This window comes from Shewanella sp. ALD9, assembly GCF_002836315.1.
Taxonomy (GTDB): domain Bacteria; phylum Pseudomonadota; class Gammaproteobacteria; order Enterobacterales; family Shewanellaceae; genus Shewanella.
Genome location: NZ_PJCD01000003.1, coordinates 954,893 through 975,634, shown reverse-complemented (window position 1 = coordinate 975,634; position 20,742 = coordinate 954,893). Strand labels below are relative to the sequence as shown.

At 41.9% G+C, this 20,742-nt stretch carries 17 protein-coding genes and 1 riboswitch; of the genes, 9 read left to right on the top strand and 8 right to left on the bottom strand.

The genetic code is table 11. The annotated features are described in order from the left end of the window. The first annotated feature begins 66 nt into the window (after positions 1–66). The 8 genes from cmoA to CXF88_RS11830 all read left to right on the top strand — a co-directional run bounded on the left by cmoA (position 67) and on the right by CXF88_RS11830 (position 8,936). Positions 67–798, top strand: coding sequence for a carboxy-S-adenosyl-L-methionine synthase CmoA (gene cmoA / locus CXF88_RS11865; RefSeq protein WP_101087022.1), 732 nt, complete (start codon positions 67–69; stop codon positions 796–798). Next, positions 795–1,787, top strand: coding sequence for a tRNA 5-methoxyuridine(34)/uridine 5-oxyacetic acid(34) synthase CmoB (cmoB, locus tag CXF88_RS11860; RefSeq protein ID WP_101087021.1), 993 nt, complete (start codon positions 795–797; stop codon positions 1,785–1,787). Before cmoA ends, cmoB begins: the two co-directional genes overlap by 4 nt. A gap of 25 nt (positions 1,788–1,812) precedes the next feature. After that, the gene (locus CXF88_RS11855; protein WP_101087020.1) at positions 1,813–2,583 is read left to right on the top strand and encodes an ATP-dependent zinc protease; all 771 of its coding nucleotides are present in this window, start codon (positions 1,813–1,815) and stop codon (positions 2,581–2,583) included. 8 nt (positions 2,584–2,591) lie between these two features. Next, on the top strand, positions 2,592–4,100 hold the full coding sequence (locus CXF88_RS11850; RefSeq protein WP_101087019.1) for an inactive transglutaminase family protein: 1,509 nt from the start codon (positions 2,592–2,594) through the stop codon (positions 4,098–4,100). Continuing rightward, entirely contained in the window at positions 4,100–5,056 is a 957-nt protein-coding gene (locus CXF88_RS11845; RefSeq protein WP_101087018.1) for an alpha-L-glutamate ligase-like protein, read from the top strand. The genes CXF88_RS11850 and CXF88_RS11845 overlap by 1 nt, the downstream gene beginning before the upstream one ends. Then, complete coding sequence (locus CXF88_RS11840) at positions 5,019–6,821, top strand: hypothetical protein (protein WP_101087017.1); 1,803 nt, start codon at positions 5,019–5,021, stop codon at positions 6,819–6,821. The genes CXF88_RS11845 and CXF88_RS11840 overlap by 38 nt, the downstream gene beginning before the upstream one ends. Beyond that, positions 6,799–7,929 (top strand): DUF3541 domain-containing protein, encoded by a 1,131-nt coding sequence (locus tag CXF88_RS11835; protein ID WP_101087016.1) that lies wholly within the window; start codon positions 6,799–6,801, stop codon positions 7,927–7,929. Before CXF88_RS11840 ends, CXF88_RS11835 begins: the two co-directional genes overlap by 23 nt. Before the next feature lie 107 nt (positions 7,930–8,036). Further along, positions 8,037–8,936, top strand: coding sequence for a LysR family transcriptional regulator (locus CXF88_RS11830; RefSeq protein ID WP_101087015.1), 900 nt, complete (start codon positions 8,037–8,039; stop codon positions 8,934–8,936). 357 nt (positions 8,937–9,293) lie between these two features. Here the strand turns inward: CXF88_RS11830 and CXF88_RS11825 are convergent, their stop codons facing one another. The 8 genes from CXF88_RS11825 to thiC all read right to left on the bottom strand — a co-directional run bounded on the left by CXF88_RS11825 (position 9,294) and on the right by thiC (position 17,605). Further along, on the bottom strand, positions 9,294–10,604 hold the full coding sequence (locus CXF88_RS11825; RefSeq protein ID WP_101087014.1) for a putative metalloprotease CJM1_0395 family protein: 1,311 nt from the start codon (positions 10,602–10,604) through the stop codon (positions 9,294–9,296). A 2-nt stretch (positions 10,605–10,606) separates the two neighbouring features. Beyond that, positions 10,607–10,894 (bottom strand): chemotaxis protein, encoded by a 288-nt coding sequence (locus tag CXF88_RS11820; RefSeq protein ID WP_101087013.1) that lies wholly within the window; start codon positions 10,892–10,894, stop codon positions 10,607–10,609. 76 nt (positions 10,895–10,970) lie between these two features. After that, complete coding sequence (thiH, locus tag CXF88_RS11815; RefSeq protein WP_101087012.1) at positions 10,971–12,086, bottom strand: 2-iminoacetate synthase ThiH; 1,116 nt, start codon at positions 12,084–12,086, stop codon at positions 10,971–10,973. Position 12,087: 1 nt separating this feature from the next. Next, positions 12,088–12,897, bottom strand: coding sequence for a thiazole synthase (locus CXF88_RS11810; protein WP_101087011.1), 810 nt, complete (start codon positions 12,895–12,897; stop codon positions 12,088–12,090). A 2-nt stretch (positions 12,898–12,899) separates the two neighbouring features. Further along, positions 12,900–13,127, bottom strand: coding sequence for a sulfur carrier protein ThiS (thiS, locus tag CXF88_RS11805; protein ID WP_101087010.1), 228 nt, complete (start codon positions 13,125–13,127; stop codon positions 12,900–12,902). Then, positions 13,114–13,926 carry a HesA/MoeB/ThiF family protein gene (locus CXF88_RS11800; RefSeq protein WP_101087009.1) on the bottom strand — a complete coding sequence of 271 codons (813 nt, stop codon included), beginning with the start codon at positions 13,924–13,926 and terminating at the stop codon, positions 13,114–13,116. The genes thiS and CXF88_RS11800 overlap by 14 nt, the downstream gene beginning before the upstream one ends. Continuing rightward, complete coding sequence (locus tag CXF88_RS11795; protein ID WP_101087008.1) at positions 13,923–15,599, bottom strand: bifunctional hydroxymethylpyrimidine kinase/phosphomethylpyrimidine kinase; 1,677 nt, start codon at positions 15,597–15,599, stop codon at positions 13,923–13,925. The genes CXF88_RS11800 and CXF88_RS11795 overlap by 4 nt, the downstream gene beginning before the upstream one ends. A 5-nt stretch (positions 15,600–15,604) precedes the next feature. Beyond that, on the bottom strand, positions 15,605–17,605 hold the full coding sequence (thiC, locus tag CXF88_RS11790) for a phosphomethylpyrimidine synthase ThiC (protein WP_101087007.1): 2,001 nt from the start codon (positions 17,603–17,605) through the stop codon (positions 15,605–15,607). A 207-nt stretch (positions 17,606–17,812) separates the two neighbouring features. Next, positions 17,813–17,912: riboswitch (TPP riboswitch) on the bottom strand. A gap of 259 nt (positions 17,913–18,171) precedes the next feature. Between thiC and CXF88_RS11785 the strand changes: the two genes are divergently transcribed. After that, positions 18,172–20,319 carry a TonB-dependent receptor gene (locus tag CXF88_RS11785; RefSeq protein WP_101087006.1) on the top strand — a complete coding sequence of 716 codons (2,148 nt, stop codon included), beginning with the start codon at positions 18,172–18,174 and terminating at the stop codon, positions 20,317–20,319. Positions 20,320–20,742 lie beyond the last annotated feature (423 nt).

Here is a 20,742-nt window from a genome sequence, read left to right as displayed (position 1 = left end):
TAGATACTTGCTGCAGTTCACCATCATTAGCTAAAATACATTTCTAACTTTTCCACATTACAGCTGATGAACTCTCAACAAGATAAGATATACGCACATGTGACCGACCAAATTACTGATTTTCAATTTGATCAACGTGTTGCTGGTGTATTTAATGACATGATCCGCCGCTCTGTTCCTGGGTACGCACAAATTATCAATACCATTGGTGATTTTGCTAATCGCTTTGTCACGCCCCAAAGCAATATATACGATCTCGGTAGTTCGTTAGGCTCAGCGACATTAAGTATTCGTCGTCAAATTGAAGGGCGCGGATGTCAAATTTATGCGGTAGACAATAGCCAGTCTATGATTGAGCGTTGTACTGAAAATCTTGCTGCGTATGTCAGCGACATTCAAGTCAATTTATTGTGTGCTGATATCAGAGATATCGACATCCAGAATGCGTCGATGGTGGTGCTCAACTTTACCCTACAATTTCTACCGACCCATGATCGCGACGCCCTAATAAAACGTATTTACGATGGTATGTTACCCGGTGGAATTTTAGTCATTTCAGAAAAATTATTCTTTGAAGATAATCAAATTCAACAGTTATTAGATGAACAGCATTTAGATTTTAAGCGTGCAAATGGGTATAGTGAGCTCGAAATAAGTCAAAAACGCAGTGCATTAGAAAACGTTATGCGTCCAGACAGCTTAAATGTCCACCAAAAACGCTTAACTGAAAACGGCTTTAGTCACTTCTCAGTCTGGTTTCAATGTTTTAACTTTGCATCTATGGTAGCCATTAAATGATCAATTTTAGCTCTTTTTATAAAGACATTGCTGATTCAAACCTACAACACTGGTTGGAAACATTACCGGCAATTTTAGGTAAATGGCAACGAGATCATAAACACGGCAATTTACCTAAATGGGAAAAAGTGCTCAATAAATTACATTATCCTCAACCGGATAAAATAGATTTTAGCAGCAGTGTAACAATTGGAACCGGGGAACAACTCAGCCCAGGACAAGTCGAAAAGCTGACTAATTTACTGGCGGTGTTTCAACCATGGCGTAAAGGTCCATTTTCCGTTCATGGTATTCAAATTGATACAGAATGGCGCAGTGATTGGAAATGGGACCGAGTTAAAAATTTTATTTCACCGTTAAAAAATCGCACAGTGTTAGATGTTGGTTGCGGTAGTGGCTATCACATGTGGCGGATGTTAGGTGATGGCGCAACTCGTGTTGTAGGGATTGACCCTTCGCCATTATTTTTATGTCAATTTGAAGCTATCAAGCGAGTTGCAGGTAATCAGCACCCGGTATATTTGCTGCCATTAGGGATAGAGGAATTACCCGCATTAGATGCCTTTGATACCGTATTCTCGATGGGCGTACTCTATCATCGTCGCTCTCCGATAGATCATTTACTACAATTACGTGACCAATTAAGAGTGGGTGGTGAATTGGTACTTGAAACACTGGTGATTGATGGCGATGAAAATGCGGTACTTGTTCCACAAGATAGATATGGCAAAATGAACAACGTTTGGTTTATACCATCAGTTGCAGCCTTAATGTTATGGTTAAAGAAATGTGAGTTTATTGATATTCGTTGTGTAGATATCGATATCACCTCACTAGCAGAACAACGCAGCACCCACTGGATGAAAAATGAATCTCTAGTCGATTATCTCGATCCAAATGATGTGAGTTTAACCGTAGAAGGTTATCCCGCGCCTAAGAGGGCTATCATCATTGCAACAAAGAACCAACCGAATCACGATTTAGTATAAATATTACTATTCAACAGGAATTGACATGTTAAAGCAGGTAATTGCTCTATCCGTTGCAGCGGCACTATTATCGGGTTGTACCGCCACCCAAAAAACAATAACACCACCGCTGACCAATGCTGATTTGAATAGCAGTTTGCAAGTTTCGCAAACCGTCATTATTGATGCCATCAATGTACAAAATAGTCAGCAGACAAATGACATTAGTGCGCTTTCTGACGAAATTAGAAAGTTGAAGACTCAGGTAAGCACCGCAATGAGTCAAAAACCAAAAACAATTATTGTTCAACCACCTACACCAAAGCCTGTGGCGGTCCCACAGCAATGTCCTGAAGCCATTATTGGTGAGAAGTTTCTACTTGGTGAAGTCGAAAGTGTCTACATAGATGAAGTAAAATTAAAGTTTGCCACACGCATTGATACTGGTGCAGAGTCATCATCTCTAGACGCACGCAATATCGTATTATTTGAACGAGAAGGCGTACAGTGGGTTCGCTATGATGTGATAACTAATAACACTGAACAACCTGCAAACACCTTTGAATCTAAAGTTGAACGCTTTGTTCGTATTAAACAAGATGCAGATACGGCTGATGATCGTCGTCCAGTAATCCATGCCCATTTAAAAATAGGTAAATATGCCGCCGAAACAGATTTAAACCTAACGGATCGAAGCCACCTAGATTATCCTTTATTACTAGGTCGCAAGTTTATGAAAGATATTGCCATTGTTGATGTAGGCCAAATCTACATTCATGGTAAAGCCAAAAACCAAATTACCACGTTAATTAAGTAGGATCCGTAATGCATTCTCGTAAACCGTTTTACATATTCGTTGCGTTGCTATTTATCATCGGGATCAGCACCAGCATATATCGTGGTATCGAACACAATGTGCCTTTTTTACCTGGGGACCAGGTACAAAGTTGGGCCGTTGATGCCAAAATCAGTTTTAATGGAAAGAATCAACCTGCTGAGGTCAATTTCTCATTACCTAACGATCCTGCATTTGACATCTTAGTTGAAAATGCATCATCACCAGGTTATGGCTTAAATATTTCAGAAGATACTAATAACCGTCGCGCCGTGTGGTCTATTCGTGAGGCTTCTGGCTCACAAGCATTGTATTACCGAGTCACTTTGGTACCCACAGGCAAGCTTAATATTGAAGCCGTCGAAGAACCTGCCACGCCAGAATTATATTCATGGCCTGCAACAGAGAAATCAGCAGCAGAGCAAGTCATTGAAGAAGTCTGGGCTCGCAGTGCTACTAACCTGTCGTTTGCTCAGCAGTTAATGAATTTGATTAACGATAATGATCAGAGCCAAAATATGGCGTTGTTATTATCGGCTAACACCTCAACCAATTTGTTTGTGCACATGTTGCACTCAAAAGGGGTACCTGCACGTATTGTTAACGGTTTGCAACTTGAAGATCAACGACGTCGTCAGCAGCTCACATCATACGTTCAAGTTTACAATAACGGTCAATGGGAACTTTTTGACGTTCCAAACAACAAAAAAGGCCGTGACAATACTTTAGTATTATGGGAATACACTGGCCACTCAGTACTTGATGTTATGGGAGGAACTAGCTCATTAGTTAACTTCTCAATGCTGCAAGATACTCGTTCAGCATTAGCCACCTCTATCGACATGATGATGAATGACGATGCAATGGATTTCTCTTTGTATCAGTTACCGCTTGAAGAACAAAGCACATTTAAGGGCATTCTGTTAATCCCAATTGGGGTATTAGTCGTGGTGTTCTTACGCGTCATTGTCGGCATCAAAACATCTGGTACTTTTATGCCGGTATTGATTGCTCTAGCGTTTATTCAAACGACCCTACTAACCGGCTTAATTGGCTTTTTGCTTATTGTTGCCTTTGGTTTAATGATCCGTTCCTATCTGTCGACGCTTAACTTACTGCTCATATCCCGAATATCGGCGGTAATTATTGTGGTTATTTTTATTATCGGCTTATTTACCTTAATTTCATTCAAATTAGGCTTAAGTGAAGGCTTAACGATTACCTTCTTCCCGATGATCATTCTTGCGTGGACCATTGAGCGCATGTCTATTCTGTGGGAAGAAGAAGGCCCTAAGAAAGTCTTTGTATCAGGTGGCGGTAGCTTATTTGTGGCCACATTGGCGTACTTAGCCATGGACAACCAATTAGTTCAGCATTGGGTATTCAACTTCTTAGGCATTCACTTAGTGATTTTAGCGTTGGTATTAGTGATGGGACAGTACACAGGTTACCGTTTAACTGAATTGAAACGCTTTAAACCATTAGTTGGAGAGCAATAATGAAGTACGCCTGGCCCTGGGAATTGAGCCGTAGCGGTGTACTCAACATGAACAGGCGCAATATTAGCTATATTGGTCGTTATAATCAGCGTAAGTTTTATAAACGCGTTGATGACAAACTAATTACTAAGCAACTTGCGCTTGCTAATGGCATAGCCGTTCCCGATTTAATTGGGGTTGTTCATGAACAACATAAAATCCAAGAAATCCCAGCTATGGTCCTCGACCGTAGCGGTTTTGTGATAAAGCCAGCAAAAGGTTCTGGCGGTAAAGGCATTATGGTGATCACCAGAGTGAGTAATGGCTGTTATTACAAGCCCAATGGCCACGAAGTGACTCATAGCGAAATTTATCGCCATGTATCTAACATTTTAAGTGGTTTATTCTCTCTCGGCGGTAAGCCTGATGTCGCAATTGTTGAAGGGTTAATTGAATTTGACCCCGTCTTTGAAGGCTTAAGTTATGAGGGTGTCCCAGACATCCGCTTAATTGTGTTTAAAGGCTTTCCTGTCATGGGAATGTTACGTTTATCAACTGCTGCATCAGATGGTAAAGCTAACTTACACCAAGGCGCTGTAGGTGTTGGCTTAGATATCGCTACCGGACACAGTTTGCATGCTGTGCAATTTGACTTACCCGTTGATAAGCATCCTGATACTCACTTTCCACTGTCGAACATCAAAGTTCCTCATTGGGAAACCTTACTCCACACAGCATCAAGTGCCTATGAAATGTGTGAGCTCGGGTATTTAGGTACTGACATGGTGTTAGATAAAAACAAAGGCCCACTGTTACTTGAATTGAATGCCCGTCCTGGTCTAACCATTCAAATTGCCAATGGTAGAGGGATTTTACCTCGACTTAAGCATGTAGAAGCGATGAAAAGCTCAACAATGTCAGTTGAGGAACGCGTGGCTTATGCTAAAAAGCATTTTTGTAGCAACCCTATTTTTTAATCTTTTAGCCACAGCAAGCGCTGTGGCTAATCCCTTAGCACTGTTCGTCGAACAGTGCTTACAATATCAACCTGATTTAGGACAAGACAAGCTTGTTTCTTTTCAGTCTGTTGAACAACAAGCTGTTGAATTTGAAAAGCGCACAATTGCGTTAAATAATATCAACGACAGAATTCAATATTACCGCCCTTTCGCCAACGACAGCCTAAATAGGCAAGGCTTATTATGGTGCCAATTACACCTTGCCGATGAACTTTATGCGTTAGCTACAGCAGCCAATACCCAACGCTTAATTGATCAGTTGTTACAGCTTCGACCGCCTTATGATCAATTAGGACAACGCTTAGTCGCCATAAGACAATCACAGTGGGAGCTAATCGAAAAGTCAAAACTGCACAGCGCCCAGGCAAGTAATAATCAAGCATTGTCTCAACGACTCTTCAGCATGCAATTTAATCAGCAAGACTGTGTAATATCCAATGAACTTAGTTCAGAGAGCAGCAATACTAATATTGATATTCGTATTGCTAAATATTTAATTACACAACCCAATGAACACTGTAGAAAACAGGTTTGGCTTGCCTATCAAATTCGCGCAAAAGACAAACAAGCTCCAGCGCTTGCATTGATCCATCAATTACAACAGCAGCACGCAATTCTTCAAGACTATGATAATAGCGCACAGGCACAACTCTCATCTCATGGGCTAACCCCGCAGTTGTTAGAGCAATTCTTAGCCAGCCAAACAAGTAATCTTGGTATCGCGCCATGGAATATTGCCCATGCCCTTAGTCGGGTAAGTAATTCATCGGCTATAAAATCGATTACTACGGATGCATTTTTACAGCAAATATTCGAAAGCCTTAAAGCTTTAGATCTCAAGTTTGAACTGATCACAACAGACGATGATAAAATAGACGATGATAAAATAAATAAAACGACATCGCTTGCAGACAGTCAACATAGCAGCTTAAGTGAGGCACACCTCATCCGCGTTTGGCACCAACAGCGATTACTGGGTGAAATTTTCACCTACCCACAAGATAAGCAGCACAATCCATTAAATATAGATGGTCAATTGATAAAACAAACTGTTGTCGGTCATCAATTTGGCCAATATTCGCTAAGTTTTCCATCGCAATTAATCCATGTGAAACAACAACAAAAATTAATTAACAGATTAAGCCAAGCAATAGTATCCTTGGCGCAAGGTGGGCAGTTTTATTTTATTACCAATAGAGCACAAAACACTGATGCCCATGCGATTGCAACACAGTGGTTAGCACACTACATTACACAACAGCTGAACTTATCCCAATTGCCTAAAAGACACCAATTAGCAGCACAATATCAACAGCAATTATGGGTATTTAGGACAAAGGTTTCACTGGCTTTTTATCAATATAAAGGTAATTTCAAAGGTACACAGCAGGATATTTGGTTAAGTCATAATCAACCACTATCAGTGGCTTTTGAGCAAAGCTTTGGCCTACCATGGCCAAATGCAACGGACGCAATATATAGTTATCAAGCTATTGCTAATGAAGGAATTAATCATTATCTTCCTTTATGGCAAACCGCATTGACTCAATTAATCATTGCTGACACACCGACCAATATATCGACTCGCGCGATATTTAATTTATTGGTTGTAAACGAAACACATTTAACTTTAGACGATCAACTTGAGCAGCTTATTGGCCCACCAATAGACCCACATTCACTTATCAGGAGATTTAAACATGCTGGAACTACGCAAGAGTAAAACACTCTCGTACTTACTATTATCAGCTACGTTGTTTAGTAGTGTGGCGTTCGCAAAAGAGTCCGTTGAAAAAACACCACATAAGTTAACGGCTGACCAAGTTTATCAAGGCATTAAAACCAATTTAGAAACCAATCTTTATTCATTACCGCCTCGTGTACAAGGCCATTATGCTATACGTCAATTCCGCATGACTGGGGAAGCAAAATACGCTAACGGTTCATTAATCGATTTGCTCACCATTGCAGAGCGCCAAGCATACTATTCTTGTAATCTGGATAAACCCGGTTTTATTAAAAGTGAATCAAAAATTGAAGCGGATAAATTAGGCTCTGGCCCACGGGCTACCGCCCGTAAGGAAGCCATCGCTCCCTACCCTAACTTTATGTTATATACCGATGTGCTATTGCGCTATGCCAGTCGAGTCGATGAGTTTGGCTTTACCGGACCTTGTCATGATTTAATGATAAAAACCCTAAAAAGTGCTAATTTAGAACCTGCTTTCACTGATCCAAAAATGATCAAAGCTTGGGCCGCGCAGTTAATCAACTATGTATATTGGGCCAAGCAAATCGGTGTTGGCGACTATTACCAAGCTTACAAACAAGCCTTCATTAAAACCTATCCAGATAGTAATGATGATAAGCTCAAAAAAGGCCAATATAAAAACAAAGTTTATGGTATGACTCACTTTATTTTTTCAGCTAGCGAGTATTATCAACATCCAGTCGATCCAAAAGAGTATCAGTGGATTTTAGATTACTTTGAAAACAATATTGATCGCATTTTAACCGATACTACTGAAGATATTATTACTGAAGTGGGTATTAGTTTCTTAATTACTGGTAACGGCGATAACCCAGTTGTAGAGAAAGTGAAAAAGCATGTGATTGCGGCTTACGATCCTAAAACGATGATGATCCCCTCACCACATGGCAAAGTTGAATTATCTTCTGGTGAACACAGAAACGTATTAGCAATGATGTTATTAGATTGGCCTGAAACGTTACATAAAGGACCATATTTAAATAATATTTCTAGTACCAAGAAATACTTACCAAAACTTGTTAAGCCTAAAGCGTCTATGAACGATGCTAAATCACACTAAATATTAGCAGTGATACGTTTGAGGCAAATGCAGTGCATTTGCCTTTTTTATTTCAAACAAAGCTATGATTTTCCATCATTTTTACTCAACAATAAAGAGAACACTTAATGAGCCGAGCTAAATCAACCTTAGAACAATGGCGAATTGTCCAAGCTGTCGTTGATTTTGGAGGCTATGCTCAGGCTGCAGAAAAGCTCAACAAGAGCCAATCGTCACTAAACCATGCGGTGGCCAAGTTGCAGCATCAACTGGGGATTAACTTACTCGAAGTAAAAGGCCGCAAAGCCTATTTAACCGAGCAAGGAGAAGTGTTATTACGTCGTTCTCGTCATTTAACTCAATCGGTTGAAGAGCTAGAACAATTAGCCTCAAATTTAGGACAAGGTTGGGAACCTAACCTTACCATTGCCAGAGAAATCATTTATCCGATGGACACTCTAGTGGCAGCTCTAGACGAATTTTTACCTCAAAGTCGTGGTACAAGGGTAACGATTATCGACTCGGTGATCACTGGTACTCATGAACTTGTGCTTAATAATGAAGTCGACATTGCTATTTGCGCTACACCACCCAAAGGCCATATTGCAGAGCCATTATGTGAATTAAATTTTGAACTTGTGTGTCATCCAGACCATCCGCTTGCGCAATTAGAACGCATTGATGATGACAAGCAGTTAGCCCAGCATTTACAAATTGTGATTAAAGATACGGGAATAAATGCAACCAATGATATTGGTTGGCTTAAAGCGGAACAACGTTGGACGGTATCAAACTTTCATGAGGCAAAATCGATTTTAGCGCGTAACATTGGCTTTTGTTGGATCCCGAACTTTGTTGTGCAGCAAGAATTGCAAAATAAACAACTCATCCGTCTTCATTTGCGTGGAGGTAATAATCGAAAAGCAATATTGAATCTGGTTGTCCCTAATCGCGATCAGCAAGGCCCTGCTTGTAAGTTATTAGAAAGCTTAATTTTAAAACAGCATAACTTACCTTTTAATGGCTGATTATCAGTATAAAAAAGTTTACTTAGATTTGGTGTTGTAGATATTTAATCAATATGGCGACTTATTCAAGTCAGCTTCTACATAACACATGATTTTTGTCATGCTCGTGAATCCTTATCTTGCACAAATCGCTGAAAAATCATTGTTCCCTGCACTTTCAATTAAACATCTTAGCATCCATATAAATTAGCTCATTTGGCAAAATATACATAGAGCATTATGATTTGGCTTGCGATACTAGGATGCGTTCAGCCAAGTTCTGATTAAGTCGTTAATATCGAATTCAGATAATTTACCATCGCTAAATTATCGAATTTAGTTGGTGTTGAATGCATACTGCAGAGACATCGAAAAAAACTACACGTAGATTTCGATGGATTGATGCTGTTGTGAATAACGTTCTGGGAAAGGTAGAGACTGACTAGTTGAATCGTCAACTGCTGCAGTGTCGTTTGCCATAGTAGAATGACGCTGTTCTGCTGATAATGAACGATTTGGAGACAATAAACTCATGTTTGAATCATCAGCATTAAGAGGATCATTGGTTAAAGTTTGACTGTTTTGCGATATGGAAGTATTCGTTGTTGTTGATGACAAAGCATCTGAATTACTTGTTATTAACTCTTTCTTTGCTTCATTCATGTTTTGTAATGCTTGCGCCGCCACACGAATATCAGCCATTGACGGCTGTACTGGCGCCATCGCAGCGGCATACACTTTCTGCATTTTACTTAACGTTGCTTGCGCATCACCATCAACAGTAGACACATCGATATTGACCTCACCATCCACCGCATAGCGACGTCCATCGGGGCCTTTTTCATATTGATAACTCGGGCTTTGTGCCAAACTGCCTCCCACTGCTGCGTGGGCTTGTTCGTGGGTTTTAACTTCGGTATCTCGTTGTGCCAGTTGATCAATTTGTTTAATTTCAGCTTGTTCAATTTGTTGTTTTTTTTCTTTTACCTGTTGCTCAACTTGTTGAGCTGCTGTTTCAGCTTGACGGTTTGATGTTTGAGATTCTGCATTGACTGACGGATCATCCACTGATGAATTTTGGTCCGTACTATTTGTCGCTACAGCTGAAGTATCAGATGGCTGAGTAAACATATTAACTACTGGCTGTTGAGCATTAACGGCTTCACCATTACTCGTTGCGGCTGGTGTATCTGTACTCACAAATGTCCCAGCAACGGTATCAGTTGCCTGGATTGGAGTAGGTGAACGATTTAATACTCCAGTAAGATTAAGTGGACCACTTTTTAAGCTGTAACTATTGAATGTATCAGCAACTATAATTTTTTGAGACTTGGTTTCATTGCTCGCAGTTAAGCTAGATGTAGAGTTATGCTGAGTATCTGTGCTTATAGTGGGTTTAAGGTCTATCGGTACCTTAAACGCCGCTGTTGATGAGACCGTAGTTTGAAATGAACTGGATTTGAGCGAGCTGTTTTTAACTGAACCTGACTGGATATTTCCAGATTGAATGTCTACAGAAATAGTGGGGGCAGATCGAGGGTTACTGACTTGAATCCTATTTGTTGTTTGAACACTATTGATTGCTTGTGCATGTGGTTGAGCTTGCGGCGTGGACAATGAATTGCGGTGGTTAAGTTGGGCAGTATTATTAACTGACCCAGTGTTTGCAGAAACCATCGCCGCATTCATAATTACACTTCAATATCAATCAAACTGCCAACAGTCTCAGAAGCTACTTCAATCACTTTAGCAGATGCTTGAGCTTGGTTGGATGATTCAGTCGCAGACACTAAAGCTGATGTTGTGTCAGTTTGCCCAACAGCACGAGAACTTAAGGTCACAGTATCTTGGCTTGGTGAAATAGACACAGCCGGTTTTTGTTGATCTGGCATCGCAACAGATGTTGTTGCTTGCGCTAAACCTTGTTGAGCACTTTGCAATCCCTGCATACCTGACGCATAGGCTGATTGAACTTGCATAATACTGCTCCTGATTTTAAAAAAGTCGATTTATTATGGCCTAAACCGACTAATATGTACAGTTTTCAAACAAAAGTTAGCCGTTAACCCAACCCATCTCCCAATCTTTCCATACTGGATTCATCCCTCGTAATTTAATTTGTGAAATAACCTGTTCAACAGAGCGGTTATCACTGATTTCAAATTGATCAAGTTGACTGTCAGGTGCCATGTAACCACCAGGTTGAGTTGAGCTTCCTGCACTCATGTGGGTAATCCCTAATGGCAGTAAATTATCCCTCAGCGACGGCAGCTCACGCGTTGATAAACTGATTTCAAGTTGAGAGTTAAACAATCTAAACGCACAGATCATTTGCACTAATCCTGCATCGGTTAATTCAACTTTTGGTGTAATACCGCCAGTACACGGACGTAAACGAGGTAATGAAATACTATAGCGACTGCGCCAATAGGTTTTTTCCAAATAATCAAGATGATGCCCCATTAACAATGCATCGAGTCGCCAATCATCTAATCCAAGTAATACACCTAGGCCAATTTTATCAATTCCCGCTTGAGCAACTCTGTCTGGGGTATCTAAACGATAGATAAAATCTTGTTTTTTACCGCGTGTATGATGTTGAGCGTAAGTATGTGGACGATAGGTTTCTTGATATACCATAACGGCATCAACACCTAATTTGCCAAGACGCTGATACTGTTCAGTTTCTAATGGTTGAACTTCCATTGCTACATAATTAAAAGCCGTGTTAACGAGTGGTAACACCGACTCAAAATACCCCATTCCAACTTTAGTTTCATGCTCACCAGACACTAATAATATCGAATCAAAGCCTCGTTGTTTAATAATCGCCATTTCGGCTGCTAGTTCATCACTATTAAGGGTTTTACGCTTGACCTTGTTACTCATACTAAAGCCACAATAATCGCACTCGTTGGCGCATAAGTTTGATAAATATAAGGGTAAGAAAAGGCCGATATTGGCACCAAATCGCTGCCGAGTCAGCTGAGCGGCTTGCTGCGCCATCGGTTCAATATATGCCATTGCGGCTGGAGATAATAATGCCAACAAGCTATCAAGATTACCGCTTGGATTTTTCAAAGCCCGCTCAACGTCTTTGGCGGTAGTCGAATACAGCTTCATCGATAACGCATCAGGGGCTAATTGCGAAAATACGCTTGAATACGTCATGTTAGCCCCCCTTACCATTCACTGACTTTGCAAGCGAATTGATTGATGGTTCTGACAAGAATCCGGTCAAAGGACTGGTCGCGTTAGCATGGTTGTTCACTGCCCCTAATCCAGCAAGATATGCTTGTCTTCCTGTTGCAACTGCATCAGCAAAACATTTAGCCATTTGTTGGGGATTGGCACTACTTGCAATCGCGGTATTTACCAATACTGCTGCTGCGCCCATTTCCATAGCTCTACAAGCTTGTGAAGGTGCGCCAATGCCGGCATCTACTATTACCGGAATATTGGCCTGTTCAATAATAATGCTTAAGAATGTTTCCGTCGCTAAGCCTTGATTGCTGCCTATTGGGCTGCCGAGTGGCATAACCGCAGCGCAACCAACTTCTTCTAAGCGACGACACAATACTGGATCGGCATGCACATAAGGCATAACAATATAACCTTGTTCGCATAAATATTGAGCCGCAATCAATGTTTCAATTGGATCGGGCATGAGGTATTTGGGATCGGGATGAATTTCAAGTTTAATCCATTTAGTGCCCAACATTTCATAAGCGAGTTCAGCAGCAAAAATGGCTTCTTTGGCATTACGCGCACCAGCGGTATTGGGTAATAATTTAACCCCCATACTTTGCAAAGGACCGAGTAAATTGTCATGGCCGCGAGTCAAATCAATCCGCTTCATCGCTAAGGTGACTAACTGCGACCCAGAACTTGCTATCGCTTGTAACATTGTATTGTGATCTGAAAATTTTCCCGTTCCGGTGAGTAACCGAGACGAAAATTGATGATCGGCTATCGTTAACATCATTAACCTCCAGCAACGGCAGAAAAGACGGTGATATTGTCATCGGCTTGACACACTATATGCATCCAACGACTTCGAGGCACAACAGTATCGTTGACCACGATAGCCACTCCTTGAGTGGGTAAATCGCTGAGTATAAGTAGTTCAGCCAAATTCAAATTGGCCCGAACATGTTGCTCGACACCATTAAGGTGCAGGGTTATTAGCTCGAGGGGATCAGTTTGTGACATTAGACCGCTCCTGATGATCAGTTAATGGATATTGATGACATACTTCACATTGTGGGTCTTGACTCATTTGGGCATGCTGCCAGCGTAAATCCTTACCATTAAATCGATGTAGAACACCGTATTGGGTAAAGGTATTGCAGATGTGCTGAAGGCCCACCAGCGCTTGCATACTGGCGATAATACCCACAGCAGGCCCTAGCACTCCAGTTTGAGTACAATTTTGCATAATGGGGGTATCAAGTGGATATAAACAACAATAGCAACCGCTGTATGAATGCGAATGTGTGTGGGAAAAATCGATACAAAATAATTGCCCCTGATATGCACTGATAGCACCACTAACCAAGGTTAACTGATGCTGTACACACATTTGGTTTATCAGTTGCCTCGCACTCACATTATCAGTGCAATCAAACACCACAGGTTTTACGGTAAATCGTTTAACAAGCTGATTAAAATGCGCTGATGTAACTCGTTGTGCTAGCACATCGATGGTGATTTCAGGGTAAGCGCTACTAAGCACATTTTTTGCAATGCTGACTTTGGCTTTGCCAATATCAGCGGCCCTGAACAGGAGTTGCCTTGGTAGATTGGATAATTCAACCGCATCATGATCAATTAACAGTATTTTCTGAACACCCGCGGCAGCTAGATAATGCGCCACTAAATGCCCTAAGCCTCCAACACCGATGATCACTACAGCGCTATTCATAATTGCAAGCTGCCCAGCTTCTCCAATATCGCTCAGTAACATGGTGCGCGAATACTGAATATAATCTCGATCAGATAAAGTACTCATACGCCCTCCTGAGATAAATTGGCTTTAGGTAAAGGTCGGGTAAGCTGCAACCACTTATGATGCAAAGTTCGATAAGCTTTCGCCGGATCGTCAGCAGTAGTCACCGCTCTAACAACAGCAGCATCACCAACGCCGGTATCCGCAATCAACGCCAAATTACTGAGATCGATCCCGCCAATAGCAACGGTAGGATAATGGCGCGCAAATAAACTGGCATAACGTTTAAGTTTACTGAGCCCTTGAGGCGCGGAAGGCATTTGCTTGGTCGTGGTAGCAAAAATATGCCCAAGAGCAATATATGAAGGCGAACATTGGTGGGCTAATAAGGCTTCAAAATAACTGTGACTCGATAACCCTAACGCCATTCCTGTTGCCGCTATCGCGATTAAATCTGCAGTTGCCATATCTTCTTGGCCTAAATGAACCCCAAACGCACCGTGTTTAATCGCCAGTGGCCAATGATCATTAATAAACAACTGAGCATGATATTCGCGACCGAGTTTGATGGCCTCAATGATATTGGCTTCAAGTGTTAATCCTTGTAATACATGGCTGTCATCAGTATCGATATTAATAGCTAACTTGGCACGATATTGAACCGTCTTACAGCCCGCTTTTAACAATTGTTTAAGCATATCGATATCAGCTACAACAGCATAAATCCCCAAGGGTTGATGCAGCGATTTAAAACCATTCGGTGCAGCTTGCTTGCACGAATCATCAGCGAGATGCTCAGAAGATACCAACTTGATTGATGGCATCATGCCTAAATCATCAGGCCAACCAGTACGGGCTAAGACACCAGGTCCTTGACCAAGGCTTACGCCTAAAGTGAGTCCCTTATTGACGTAGGCTTTTGCCAGCACAATAGCATCATGAATAACGAACTCATGGGCAATAAAACACGCTATTGCAGATGATAATGTGCAACCACTGCCATGATTATTGGTGGTTGCTATCCGCTGGCTACTTAGCATAAACACCGCATTACTGTGTGTAATACTGGCACCTTTAACGCTTTTACTCACATATACATCTATTGCATATTGTTGCTGCCATTGAGCATCACCGCCTTTAGCGAGCACATTGCATTTAAATGTATCGGATAACAATTTGGCATCGCAGATCATTTGCTGTTGCTGAGCAACCTTGTTATCGACATCACAATATTGCGCGAACGCATACTGAGAACATAAACGTTTCAATTCGTGCTGATTAGGCGTTAGTAAATCAATTAAGCCAATGAGAGGACTAAAATCGAGTTCGATAGGATTAAAGTGCGCACCACTACTGGCGACCATGACAGGATCAAGCACCACAAAAGGTACCATCATCTGAGTAGCACGCATTTGAGCTAAACAGCCAGCTAATATGTCCACCTGTGCTTGGGATGCCAACAGGCCAATTTTAATCGCCACTGGCGGCAGATCGGCAAGTAAACTGCTGAACTGAGCCAACAACATGGATTCAGAAACGGTTTCAACAAGACTCACACTGACTGAGTTCTGTGCGGTTAAAGTGGTTATCACGCTACACCCGTGACACGACAAGTCTTGTATGGTGAGTAAATCAGCTTGAATCCCCGCCCCACCACCACTGTCTGAACCCGCTATGGTCCAGACAATGGGTGGGGTTTGCGTTATGGATTCACTGACAAATGTCGATGAATTCATGGCGATTATTCCACCTCAACCGTTAAGTCAGTATCAACTTGTGCGACAGATTTGACGTCATGATAAAGCGCCGATCCCGACGCTTTGAACTCTGCCGACTTTTGTGCCATCGCTTCCGCCGGATTTATGGCTTGAGCTGTATGTTGAGCTTGATAAGCACTAGCGGAAGAGACTTCAATCTTAAGTGCTTCAGCTTGCTCAAGATTCGCGGCATATTCACGCACTTCGTGGGTTATTTTCATCGAACAGAATTTAGGCCCACACATTGAACAAAAGTGAGCCACTTTTGCCGATTCTTGTGGTAACGATTCGTCGTGGTAAGCACGAGCGGTATCAGGATCAAGACCTAGGTTATATTGATCTTCCCAACGGAATTCAAAGCGGGCTTTTGATAACGCATTATCACGTACTTGCGCACCTGGATGACCTTTAGCGACATCAGCAGCATGAGCTGCAATCTTGTAGGCAATTAAGCCTTGTTTTACATCTTCTTTATTTGGCAAACCTAAGTGTTCTTTGGGGGTGACGTAACACAACATCGCCACGCCGTACCAAGCCATCATGGCAGCGCCGATGCCAGAGGTGAAGTGATCATAGCCCGGCGCAATATCGGTTGTTTGTGGGCCTAAGGTATAAAATGGTGCTTCGTCACAAAGGGCCAATTGCTTTTCCATATTGACTTTAATCAATTGCATTGGCACATGACCAGGGCCTTCGATGATGGTTTGCACATCATATTCCCATGCAATTTTGACCAATTCACCTAAGGTTTCTAATTCCGCAAATTGCGCTTCATCATTGGCATCGGCAATTGAACCGGGGCGCATACCATCGCCTAACGACAATGACACATCGTATTGGGCGCAAATCTGGCAAATATCACGAAAATGTTCATATAAGAAACTTTCTTGATGGTGGCTTAAACACCACTTAGCCATAATTGAACCGCCACGTGACACAATGCCGGTAAGGCGTTTAGCGGTCATGGGTACATAACGCAATAACACCCCAGCATGAATCGTAAAATAATCTACGCCCTGCTCGGCTTGTTCAATCAATGTATCTCTAAATACTGCCCAACTGAGGTCTTCGGCAACGCCATTAACCTTTTCTAATGCTTGATAAATCGGCACGGTACCAATTGGCACTGGCGAATTACGGATAAGCCACTCACGCGTTTCATGAATATAACGTCCGGTCGACAAGTCCATGACCGTATCTGCACCCCAACGGGTTGACCACACCAGTTTTTCAACTTCTTCTTCAATCGAAGATGTCACCGCTGAATTACCAATATTGGCATTCACCTTCACCAAAAAATTACGCCCAATAATCATAGGTTCGGTTTCAGGATGGTTAATATTCAACGGAATAATCGCTCGACCTCGAGCGACTTCATCACGGACAAACTCAGGAGTGATAAGTTGCCCAATATGCGCACCAAAAGCCTCACCTGGCGCTTTTTGAGTCAATACGCTATCGGTTACTTCAGCGCGAGCCATGTTTTCACGAATGGCAATGTATTCCATTTCGGGGGTAATAATACCTTGACGAGCATAATACATTTGGGTCACGCATTTGCCAGACTTGGCACGTTTAGGCGCGACAAGGGCGTCAAAGCGTAAATGATCGAGTCCATCATCGGCCAGCCGCTGTTGGGTAAAGCCCGAACTTGCACCCGTTAATTGCTCAGTATCTTGTCGCTCATCAATCCATGCTTGACGGATTTTAGGTAAACCTTCACGCACGTTGATATCAGCAAGGGGATCAGAATAAGCACCCGCACAGTCATAAACCATTATCGGCGGATTGGCTTGTTTAATGGGTTCAGCGTCAGTACCACCAATGACGGTATCAGTTTGATTCACTTGGCGCATAGCGACGTTGATATCAGCACGACTACCGGTTAAATAGACTTTTTCTGAATTAGGATGTTGTAACGGTTTAAGAGTATCAATAAATTGTTGAGCGTTAGCTCGAGTTTGACGACGGTTTGGATTTGACATTAGCAACCTCAATATTAAGAGTAGAGTTGCTTGTCTGGAGAGGTGTTGATAGCAGCAGTAAACGATAAAAATACTATTGCTTACGTCAATAATCACATAGAAAAATACTAAAGTAATAACGTAACTGGATATATAAACCGATAAAAAACTCGGAGGTAAACGTCCATTTACGGTCTTGTTAATACGTTATTTATCTTCCCAACTATCATGATTATTACGCTTGTTTCCTTCGCAGGTTCTAGCCTGATCAGGTTCAACGGATCCCGAATAAACGGTCTCAGCCATAATGGCACTCCGACAAGATGTCCCGCAGTATAAGCAAGCTTGTCGCTAAATAACAAGCACTAAAATAATCATTTCATACAAAAGTTATCAATCCACATACCAGAAACTAATATGAGGTTATTGATATCCCCATGGTTCATCCATCACCACAGACAGGTATTTATCAAGGTGCGACACTATGTCGCATTCATCATATTTATTAGTAGATTATAATTTCAAAAAACTGACAAACACCTTTGAAATATATTCATCAAAGGTTGATAAAAATAACAATAAAGGTGATGACGTTGGCAAATAAAGCAATCCAAACCATTAAATCAAATACAAATTACCCATGGGTTTACTCATCAATTTCATTGACTATAATGTTTGCTATTACACCTCAAGTAATGGCTGAGCAGTACGATAAGCAAAATAGTGAAGGCATTGAGCGGGTTGAAGTACATGGACAAAACACGACTAACAAAGACTTACTCGGCTCAGCCCAAAGCTTACTTGAAAAGCAAGGAGTAGACTTTTCTGAAGCAGGTGGCGTATCGGCATTACCGATTTTAAATGGCATGATGGGCGATCGCATTAAGGTGCTCATTGATGGCAGTGATATTACCTCATCATGTGCAAACCAGATGAACCCGCCACTTTCTTATGTGTCAGCCAATCACATTAGTTCGACCCAAGTGGTTGCTGGAGTCTCTCCGGTGAGCGCCGGTGGCGATAACATTGCTGGCGTAATTAACGTCAATAGCTTAACCCCTGTATTTACCGATAGCGACAATGTGACATGGCAAAGTGGTAACATATCTAGTGGTTACCGAAGTACCAACAACGCTATTCTCGCAGGTGTAAATGCCACTGTTACAAGCAAAACATTAAGCTTTAGTTACCAAGGATCATTTGAAGACGCTAACAGCTATACCGACGGCCACGGCGATAAAGTACTAGACACCTTATACCAATCACAAAATCATGCATTAATTGCTGCTTGGCAAGATGACAACCAACAAATTGCTGTCAAATTGACCCATCAACATATCCCCTTTCAAGGTTTCGCTAACCAGTATATGGACATGACGAATAATGACAGTTATGGCGCATTAGTGCGCTATCAACGAACGCTGGAAAACGAAGGCGAGTTCACTGCCCAAGCGAACTGGCACAATGTCGAGCATGAGATGGGTTTCTTTAGCGATGAAAAAATCGGCATGATGCCAATGGAAACTAAGGGTAAAGATTACAGTTACCAACTGCATTGGCTGCTGCCAATCAGTTCAGACAGTACATTATTAATTGGCCAAGAATATTATGTTTATCAGCTTGATGATACATGGCCAGCGATTGAAGGTTCTACCATGATGGGCCCCAATGACTACGTCAATATCAATGATGGCGAACGCCAACGTGCTGCACTTTATGGCGAGTGGCAACAAACACTTAATACTCGTTGGTGGCTGTCTGCAGGTGTTCGTTATGAATACGTATCAACCAGCACAGGTGAGGTTCAACCTTATAACACTATGAGTATGATGGGCATGACCAATGTTAATGCCATGGCCGCAGATGAATTTAATAGCCTATATCGAAAGCACAATGACAATAACATCGATGCCACCCTTCTTGCTCGCTATCAACTCAGTGATACTGAAGTGATAGAACTTGGTTTAGCCCGAAAGAACCGCGCCCCAAATTTATATGAGCGATACAGTTGGGGCCAAAGCACCATGTCGACGACTATGATTGGCTGGTACGGCGATGCAAACGGCTACATAGGCAACCCTGACCTTAGAGCAGAAACTGCACATACATTGAGTATGGCTTACAAGCGAGTACAAGATGATTTAGCATTTAGTGCAACAGCTTGGTATAGCGACATCAATAATTATATTGACGCTAATGTGGTCAGCAGCTTTAATCGCACAAGCATCGATAGTAATCGTCGTCATATTTTACAGTTTGCAAATGTGGACGCGACCTTGTTTGGTGCACGCATAGATGCTGAATATCAAATAACAGAAAACCGCAGTGGTAGATGGCTCCTTAACGCTAATATCAGTGCCACACGCGGCGAAAGAGATGACAATGACCAAGCGCTGTATCAAATAAAACCTTTGCAAACTAAGCTAGCTTTACAACAACAGCTAGGCGATTGGCAAAATAGTCTCAGTTGGCTATGGGTTGCGAGTAAAGACCGCGTGGATGAACAGCGTTTAGAAAACACAACTGACAGTTACACACTGCTTAACTTAAGCAGTAATATCCAATGGCAAAATGCCACAATGACTATAGCAGTGAAAAATTTACTGGATGAGTATTATCAACTGCCACTTGGCGGTGTGAGTATTGCTGAATATAAGGCTGACAACAGTAACCGTTTTCAACAAATCGCTGGTGCGGGTCGCTCACTAGAATTAAATGTCAGTTACGCGTTCTAGTTAACCAGCTATAAGTCATAAAACATATGGCCAGTAATGTGTACCACATTATTGGCTAGGCTAAAACAGCAATTTTGCTGATGTTAAGACAGAAAAAGGCCCCTACATTTCTGTAGAGGCTTTTTTCTTATTTGGCGGAGCGGACGCTGATGTTGAAACAGTGAACCCGCGACCCCCGGCGTGACAGGCCAGTTTCTATTAATCTGCGATGGAATAACATTAATGCACTGACATTTGATAATCTAGCAGGTATTGCATTCTAAGCTGAATAACACATTCTGTTGATTTTTGAACAGAAAAAAGCCCCTACATTTCTGTAGAGGCTTTTTCTTATTTGGCTGAGCGGACGCTGATGTTGAAACAGTGAACCCGCGACCCCCGGCGTGACAGGCCGGTTTCTATTGATCTGCGATGGAATAACAC